Annotated in this window: 8 protein-coding genes and 1 pseudogene; 2 read left to right on the top strand and 7 right to left on the bottom strand. The window is 41.4% G+C overall.

Annotated elements, in window-relative coordinates; translation table 11 throughout:
* Positions 1-460 precede the first annotated feature (460 nt).
* The 7 genes from lptB to V7K69_RS33005 form a co-directional block, all read right to left on the bottom strand.
* Positions 461-1189, bottom strand: coding sequence for an LPS export ABC transporter ATP-binding protein (lptB, locus tag V7K69_RS19100; RefSeq protein ID WP_335037090.1), 729 nt, complete (start codon positions 1187-1189; stop codon positions 461-463).
* 30 nt (positions 1190-1219) lie between these two features.
* A complete protein-coding gene (locus V7K69_RS19105) occupies positions 1220-1717 on the bottom strand; it encodes an LptA/OstA family protein (RefSeq protein ID WP_335037092.1) in 498 nt (165 codons plus the stop codon).
* 232 nt (positions 1718-1949) lie between these two features.
* On the bottom strand, positions 1950-2342 hold the full coding sequence (locus V7K69_RS19110; protein WP_163935066.1) for a DUF309 domain-containing protein: 393 nt from the start codon (positions 2340-2342) through the stop codon (positions 1950-1952).
* Positions 2339-2704: a ferredoxin thioredoxin reductase catalytic beta subunit gene (locus tag V7K69_RS19115; protein WP_041565931.1), complete on the bottom strand. Its 366-nt coding sequence runs from the start codon at positions 2702-2704 to the stop codon at positions 2339-2341. The genes V7K69_RS19110 and V7K69_RS19115 overlap by 4 nt, the downstream gene beginning before the upstream one ends.
* 361 nt (positions 2705-3065) lie before the next feature.
* Positions 3066-4250, bottom strand: coding sequence for a DUF58 domain-containing protein (locus tag V7K69_RS19120; RefSeq protein ID WP_335037095.1), 1185 nt, complete (start codon positions 4248-4250; stop codon positions 3066-3068).
* Between the two features lie 81 nt (positions 4251-4331).
* Positions 4332-4856, bottom strand: a complete 525-nt coding sequence (locus V7K69_RS19125; RefSeq protein ID WP_442936162.1) for a transposase — start codon at positions 4854-4856, stop codon at positions 4332-4334.
* On the bottom strand, positions 4741-5277 hold the full coding sequence (locus V7K69_RS33005; RefSeq protein WP_442936161.1) for a helix-turn-helix domain-containing protein: 537 nt from the start codon (positions 5275-5277) through the stop codon (positions 4741-4743). Before V7K69_RS33005 ends, V7K69_RS19125 begins: the two co-directional genes overlap by 116 nt.
* A gap of 47 nt (positions 5278-5324) precedes the next feature.
* On the opposite strand from V7K69_RS33005, the gene V7K69_RS19130 reads away from it, so the two are divergent.
* Entirely contained in the window at positions 5325-5774 is a 450-nt protein-coding gene (locus tag V7K69_RS19130; RefSeq protein ID WP_335037097.1) for a transposase, read from the top strand.
* A 108-nt stretch (positions 5775-5882) separates the two neighbouring features.
* Positions 5883-6147 (top strand): annotated as a pseudogene (locus V7K69_RS19135) (IS701 family transposase); the annotation flags it as partial.

Consider the following 6147-nt stretch of genomic DNA (forward strand, 5'->3'; position numbering starts at 1 on the left):
GGTTGTAGGAAGGCGTAAACTTCTTTGATATCATAAAAAGTTTGAACAGTTAAATATTGACAACCCTGTTGAAGGCAGGGAGCAGGGGGCAGGGGGCAGAAGTAAAATAGTCCTCATAATTTGGTTTTGAAGTCTAAGTTCTTTACCTCTGTTAATTGCAAACTGATGTATCTGCTGTATTTAGTATCAAAGTTTCATTCTCAATGGCTGATAGAGCAGAATCAAATAAATTTATAAATTTATAAATTTATAATTAAAATTAAATATAAAAATAGGGCTCTTGCGTTGGTTTTATGTTACAGCATTAAAATAGCCGTTTTATAGAAAGGCTCAAAAATTTAAAATCCAGTCATAGCAAGGAACATAGGCTTTGATTAGATTTTATTTATTATTCGACTCCATAAAAGGAACTGAAGAGCCAAAAATAGCTTTTGAAATTATTAACTAAATAATTGTGAATTTAGGCTTGAAAATTATCCCCTAAATAATATTGCCGGACGAGGGGATTGCTGTAAAGTTCGTCAGCACCGCCAAAAGCGAGGATTTGTCCCTCGCGCATGATGTAGGCGCGATCGGTGATCGCAAGGGTTTCGCGGACATTATGATCTGTAATTAAGATTCCCATACCGCGATCGCGCAATTCTGCGACAATGTGCTGAATTTCTGAAACTGCGATCGGATCAACCCCCGCAAATGGTTCATCCAAAAGTAAAAATTTGGGCCCTTCTACTCCAGCAGCTAAAGACCTTGCTAATTCCGTCCGCCGTCGCTCACCACCAGAAAGTTGAATTCCTTTACTATTAGCTAATTTTTCCAAGCGAAACTCCCGCAGTAAAGTTGTGAGTCGTCTTGACCATTCCCGTCGTGGCACATTCGTTTGCTCTAGCACCAAGAGAATATTATCTTGTACCGAGAGTTGGCGGAAAACACTTGGTTCTTGTGCTAGATAGCCAACACCCAATCGTGCCCTTTTGTGCATTGGCATTCCTGTAACATCCAGATTACCCAGCCAAACTTTTCCTTGATTAGGTTTTTCTAAACCTGTGGCAATGTAAAAAGTCGTCGTTTTACCAGCCCCATTGGGGCCTAGTAAACCAACGATTTCGCCCTGACCAACAGAAAGATTGACACGATTGACAATTACTCGCTTGCCGTAAGATTTGTGAATATTCTCTAAAACAATTTTCACGCTGTCAGCACCCTTTCTTGGTGGTAAATGCTAATTAGAAGGCTTCAAAGGTGGTGTTTGTGGCACAGATGGGGCGGGTGTCGCAGCATTATCTGATTCCTCGATCATGTAGATAGACTCTACTTGACGGTTGGATTGAGGTAAAGCAACAAATCGCCCTTCATCAATTAAATACGTTACCTTCTCTGCCCGGATACTGTTACCGCCCTGTTGCAAAATATAGACGTTGCCACTGAAATCAATTCGGCGTTCCTTACTAAAGTACTGTGCTTGGGCAGATGTTGCCTGAAGCTGACGAGAAGGATACAACATTTGCACGTTACCGCGAGCGGTGATTACTTGATTTTTAGCATCATATTCTTGCACATCAGCGCGGATAGTGAGGGGACGATTGTCTTTAGATGTTTGTGCAGTAGCGGTTTGCAGTTGGGCAGGGAAGGCAAAAGTGCCCAATAGTGCAACTGGCAGCATTAAAGCTAATCCAAAGCGACGGAACTGTGACATGGGCAATTGATAGCAGGGCATCATAGCAATTGGGGATTCAGGATTTCAGCTGGCATTCTAATTATCTCAAGTACTTTATCCAGATTATGAAATATACAATCTGGAGTGATTTCCGATAACTACTGGCTGAAATAGTGACGCTACCCCTAACCTCAAGGTTTCAGGTAATTGACATCAAGTGAAAATGACGCAGGCACAATTCATAAATTGTGCCTATCAAAGATTTCGGACAACGCATAATTAATTTACCAGATGTCTAATCAGTAGACAGCACAATTTTAGGCAAAGATAAGACCTTATCTTCACCAATATCGCCAGATGTAATCTTATCTGGCCCTATTTGTTGTAATGTCGTCAACAAGGCTGCGCTCTGACTCAATAGCTCATCGACATCAACGCCGCCGTAACTAGATGGGTAACGCCGGAGGCGATTGCCGCCTTCTCCCAGGAGAATAACTGCACCTCGCCAGTTTCGATTTTCCAAATGATAAAGCGCCACAGAAATTTGGAGAATGCCTTGATAAAAGGTTTTTTCCGGTTCACTGGCTTCAATCCATAAAGCCTCTAAAGTGTCATGACAGGCGTAGAACTGACCAGAATTGAACTGTTCTACGCCTTGCCAAAACTCTTGGGGGATGGTTTCGCTCATCCCATACTGTCTCGAACTTCTTTAATTGTTTCCAGAGAGATATCTTGTTTTTCTCCAGCAAACTCGTTGTCAGGGGTGAGGAACAGCATACAATGACACTCTTTGCGTTCTCTCATTGGCACGCAGGGACAGTTCCAATATGTGGCATGGACTTCAGCCTCTTTATCTTCGTAATGGCGACAGGGACATAAAGGCGCACCTAGTTCGTCTTTATGTTTGGCTAGTCCTTCAATCACAACTGCGGTAACAGAAGGTTCAGAACAGAAGTATGTTCCAGTACGCTTGGCGTATTGTTCGGAAAAATGCCGCATTGCCTCTAGGCTTTTATCGCTGGATTTTGTGTTATGTTCTGATGTGATCATGTCGCTCATAATTTAAATATTTCTTTGCATTGTACCTCAGTCGCACTAAGGGATTACTGGGTGTATTTCCCCAACCTTAACCTTTCAAATTGTTTTACCTTTGTTCAAGGGCTGATATGTCTGGTGTGCTGGGATCGGGCAAAATCTAATAAATCGCAGAAGCTTAACTTGAATAGGGCATAGGGTATGGGTAATAGGGAGATGATCTGGGAGAGCAGCAGAGAGGGAAGGGAGCAGGGGGACAAGGGGGACAAGGGGGACAAGGGGGAATTATTGAACAAGTCTCTCTCTTGTCTCCCCCTCTTCCTTGTCTCTTCTTCATGCCCATTCCCCATTCCCCATTCACAACAATCCCTGCAATTTATAATAAATGTAATGTTTTTTGTAGCTGGGTTTGTAGTGCGCTTAGGCGTAGCCCGTCGGAGACATCGCTTTGCAAAACTATACCAGGGTGTTCCCAATTGATTACTTCTTGTTGTGCTGGTGAGGAAATATTTGGCCACAAAACCCAGCGACTGCCTTGAGGAAGAGTAGCAAGGCTCAGGGGGTTTTGAGTCAGCCAAATCAAAGGGTAACTTTTAGGAACTACTGAACTAGCATCTTCTAATGCTCTGCTTGCTGCTAAGGTTTCTAAAACAAAGCGATCGCCTTTAATTAAATTTGTTGATGCTGTCCATAGTTGCACCTGTAATTGCTGTTGCTGTGCATAAAAATACAGCGATGCTGCGGCAATTACTGCTTGTTCAAAGTTTTCTTCTTCCCAATTGCTAGCACTGTCAAGGGCAATAACTATTTCTTGTCCGCCTGTTACCATTTCTAACTCCCGCACCCTTAATTCTCCATAGCGGGCACTAGTTCGCCAGTGAATTAGACGGGTGGGATCTCCAAGACGATATGGACGAAGCGATCGCACTAACCCCGTTGTCGCTGTCTGCAAGGGTCTACCACGAGGATCGCCCCTTTTGCTCTCTTCTTGTCCCATTTCATCCACTAGGGGACAGGTAGCCAAGGGTAACACTGTAGGATAAACGATCGCTGTAGCAGCACAATCACGCTGACGGCGACACCAGAACAATCCCAAAGGCGCACCAGAACCAAGTTCAACTGTGTGCCAGCGATAAACACCCCGGCGCTGAGTCGGGTGGTAATATACCCAACGGTAACTACCTTGGCTCGGAATTGTTTCGATTGCCTTTTGTACTGGTTTCCCTAAGACGAAGGGTAGTATATCTTCAACTTGCAATAAGCTGACAGGCTGCTGTGTCTGATTGCAGATTTCTAATTCCACCGTCAGATCGTCACCTGCTGACACAGGTTGTATGGGACGGCGGGTGATGGATAGACCTGTGAGCGATCGCGGCGGTAAGATAGCTGCTACACCCAAAAGGGCAAAACTAATGCCGCTAATGGCATACAGCCAACCAGCCATCGTATTGATACCTGCGCCAAAAAAACAAATAGCGGTTACTGCTAGCACCCAACCGCCATAAGTAGGGGCACAAGCGCGGGTTTCTAACCAATTGGTGATGGATTTAATGATTTTCATGTTTCTTTTTTAACCCAACACCACCCGAAATTCACAGTGTCTCAGGGGTTTACCAAAAAAACCATACAGCATTTACGGCTGTTATGAGGTACAGTAGCAGCAACTAGCAAACCAGTTTCTTAAATGTTGAGGATTTATTAAATCGAGTGCAAATGAGATTAGTTTGTCAACCATTTCTGTTGTAGTTGGAGTGAAACTACGTAAAAAAGATTTAAGTTGTGACCACCATAATTCAATGGGATTAAAATCGGGAGAGTATGAGGATAAACAAAGAACTTTTGCACCGACAGCTTCAATCATTGGCACAATTGAATCTAGTTTATGTGCGGATAAATTATCCATTACTAACACTGCTTCTGACCATAAATTTGGCACTAAAAACTTCTCAACAAACAATTCAAATGCAATGCTGTCCATTGAGTTATTCATTGTCATTAACGCAACTACTTTTTTAATACTAATTGCTCCAATTACTGTAACTTTTGATCCTCTATAAAAGGGATTCAGAGAATAGGCTCTTGTTCCCATTTGTGAACGGGCATGAGTCCTCGTTAACCCAAGTAGAATACCAGTTTCGTCTAAAAATACTAAATTTTCTGGCTCTATATGTTTGACCTTTTCCCAATAATCTAATCTTAAATTTAGGACTCGCTCTGTGCCTGCTTGGGTATTCCGCTTTGTTTTTTTTCCGATTTAATCCTAATTTCTGTAACGCACGACACATTGCACTTCGACCTACCCAATTACCAGTCTTGTCTGCGAATAATTCACACAACTCTATCAATGTTGCATCGGGATGTAATTCAACTAATTCTCTTAACTCTATGTCAGCATTTGTTAGATGACTAAATTGTGGCTTTCCTCGCGGCTTTGGTTGTAAATTTCCTTCAACTTTTTGTTGCTTTACAAGCTTTTGCACTAAACTCTTTGAGACGGAAAATATGTTAGCTACTTTCCTGATTGAGATGTTTTTTTGAAGATGGGCTGCGACTATCTTTTCTCGAAGCTCGACAGAGTATGACTTCATTTAAAGGTATTTATATTTTAATTTAGTGTACCTCATAACAGACGCAAGTGCTGTATAAACCACGAAAAAGGCTTGAAGTCGGAGGAATCTACAAAACCAAACCTCAATTGGCAATGGAAATAATTGAGGCATTGCTCAAACTTGGATTTAATTTTGATTTGGTTTTAGCGGATAGTCTGTATGGCGAGAGTCCAACATTTATTGCTGTGTTTTCTAAGCATAAAAAACATTATTTATTAGCGATAAGAAGTAATCATCGAGAGTTTAGCTTGCCAGAGCAGGAGGCTAAGTATATTGTTTGGCAAGAGTTTGAGCGGAAATTTAGTGATGGGAAGTCAGAAAAAAGATATATACAACAGATAAATGAAAGCGAATCCAGACTGATAACATATTGGCGAATCACTACTGACCCAAATAATTTTCCAAAAAATCAGACATGGTATGTAAAAACAGATTTAAAAAGTGATATGGCGGCTTTATTAGGAAATCTTTATTGATTTCGTAATTGGGTGGAATATGCCTTTAAACAAGGGAATAATGAGTTGGGATGGGCTGATTTTAGACTGACGAATTATCAGCAAATAGAAAAATGGTGGGAACTAGTTATGAGTGCTTATTTTTTAGTAAGCTTACAAGCCCAAGCTAGAAATAAATCGGAAAGTGAAAGTAAAAATGAAATAATCTCACCACAAATTTCAAGAGAACCAGCAGATTTTAGTAACCATATATGGTGGGATTTCAGTTTGGGATGGAAGTCCACTTTGAACAATTTAAAATTAATTATTCAACCATATATATTCTGGAATCTAATCAAACCCTGGTTAGCCGTTTTTGTTAATACCAACTTCCAGTTGGGATTCCAGAAACTGA

The organism is Nostoc sp. (genome assembly GCF_036917775.1).
Taxonomy (GTDB): Bacteria; Cyanobacteriota; Cyanobacteriia; order Cyanobacteriales; family Nostocaceae; genus Nostoc.

What these genes read in the sequence shown, in the direction of transcription:
- V7K69_RS19105 (WP_335037092.1), bottom strand. Translation starts at nt 1,717, where the DNA reads ATGATGCCCTGCTATCAATTGCCCATGTCACAGTTCCGTCGCTTTGGA.
- V7K69_RS19110 (WP_163935066.1), bottom strand. Translation starts at nt 2,342, where the DNA reads ATGAGCGAAACCATCCCCCAAGAGTTTTGGCAAGGCGTAGAACAGTTC.
- V7K69_RS19115 (WP_041565931.1), bottom strand. Translation starts at nt 2,704, where the DNA reads ATGATCACATCAGAACATAACACAAAATCCAGCGATAAAAGCCTAGAG.
- V7K69_RS19120 (WP_335037095.1), bottom strand. Translation starts at nt 4,250, where the DNA reads ATGAAAATCATTAAATCCATCACCAATTGGTTAGAAACCCGCGCTTGT.
- V7K69_RS33005 (WP_442936161.1), bottom strand. Translation starts at nt 5,277, where the DNA reads ATGAAGTCATACTCTGTCGAGCTTCGAGAAAAGATAGTCGCAGCCCAT.